Origin of the sequence: Streptomyces sp. NPDC014727 (genome assembly GCF_043083485.1) — a bacterium.
In the GTDB taxonomy this organism is placed as follows: Bacteria; Actinomycetota; Actinomycetes; order Streptomycetales; family Streptomycetaceae; genus Streptomyces.
The window spans coordinates 1-1,572 of the sequence record NZ_JBIBYR010000078.1; the positions used below are offsets into that span (position 1 = coordinate 1).

General features: G+C 69.8%; 1 protein-coding gene. It reads left to right on the forward strand.

All coding sequences use genetic code 11. The features are described from left to right. The first annotated feature begins 124 nt into the window (after positions 1 to 124). Positions 125 to 1,555, forward strand: coding sequence for an NF041680 family putative transposase (locus tag ACF1B9_RS37960; RefSeq protein WP_391746963.1), 1,431 nt, complete (start codon positions 125 to 127; stop codon positions 1,553 to 1,555). Positions 1,556 to 1,572 lie beyond the last annotated feature (17 nt).

The following is a 1,572-nucleotide window of genomic DNA, read 5'->3' on the forward strand; positions in this document are numbered from 1 at the left end:
AGCTTGGCTTTAAACCCCACCAAGATCATTTCTTGGTGGGGTTTGTCGTTCGCCTGACAGCTGGGCGGCCTCTGCTTGATCATGTGTTTCCGCCAAGAGACACGTTGATCAACCAAAGGCCGTGATGAACAGTCTGCAAGACGGCGCCGTGCGCGTCGAGGCCCTGGCCGGGTTGTCCCGGTTTCGCCATGAGCTGTACGAGTGCCTGACGTTGCGGGCGGATGCTCTGTTCGAGCTCATGGATGCGGTGCTGTGCGCCGACGGGCCGGTGACGTCCCTGCCGGAACTCTCGCTGTCGGGGGTGCATCGGCGCGGGCACGGAGCGATGTACGACGCGCTGGCCCAGGGACACATCAACGTGTCCCGGCTTCGCATGGCGCTGGCCGAACTGCGGCTGCCGCGCGGGACGGACGGGCAGCTGTCGATCGCATTGGACGTCACCGCGTGGCCGCGTCCGGATGCCGAGTGCTCGCCCGAGCGACTGCACTGCCACCGTCCGTGCCGGTGCGACGGGGCGCGTCAGACCATCCCGGGCTGGCCCTACCAGGTCGCGGCGGCCCTCGGCGGGGGCCGCTCCTCGTGGACTGGGCCGCTGGACACGGTGCGATTGGGGCCCGAGGACGATCCCACCGAGGTCACCGCCGCCCAGATCCGCGACCTTGTCGCCCGCCTGGAGCGAGCCGGGCAGTGGCGCCCGGGGGACTTGCCGGTGCTGTTCGTCCTGGACTCCGGCTACGACATCGTGCGCCTGACCTGGCTGCTGCGCGAGGAGCCTGTGCGGCTGCTGGGACGCATCCGCGCCGACCGGGTGATGCGCGCCCCGGCCGGCAAGCGCCGCGGAACGAACCCCGGGCGCCCGCCCCGGCATGGAGCGGAGTTCCGCCTGGCCCAGGCCGCGACCTATCCGGCGCCGGCCCAGGAGTCGGCCGGCGTCCACGACCGCTTCGGTCAAGTCCTCGCCCGCTGCTGGGGCCGCCTGCACCCCAGGCTGGACCGACGCGGCTCCTGGGCTGACCATCAAGGCGAACTCCCCATCGTCGAGGGTACGTTGGTCCATCTGGCCGTCGAGCACCTGCCCGGCAATCGCGACCCCAAGCCGCTATGGCTGTGGCACAGCGACCCCGACGCCACCGCGCACGACGTCGACCGCCTCTGGCGGATCTTCCTTCGAAGGTTCGATATTGAGCACACTTTCCGCTTCTTCAAGCAGACGCTCGGCCTGACCCGACCCCGCTTGCGCACCCCCGAACAGGCCGACCGGTGGGTGTGGCTGATCCTCGCCGCCTACGCGCAACTCCGTCTCGCCCGACCCCTGACCGAGGACCTCCGGCGGCCCTGGGAGAAGCCCCTGACACCGGATCAGCTCACCCCCGGCCGAGTCCGACGCGGCTATCCCCGCATCCGACGGACCATGGGCACTCCAGCCCGCGCGCCAAAAGCCTCCCACCCCGGCCCAGGCCGCCCCAAGGGCCGCACCTCCACCCCCGCACCCCGCCACCCAGTCGGCAAGAAACAGCGCAAAACGGATATATCTCGACGCGGCGGGGCCGAGTAGCAGCCTTAAAGATCAAG

Excerpts from the sequence above, each read along its gene's own strand:
- ACF1B9_RS37960 (WP_391746963.1), top strand. The coding sequence starts at position 125 with ATGAACAGTCTGCAAGACGGCGCCGTGCGCGTCGAGGCCCTGGCCGGG.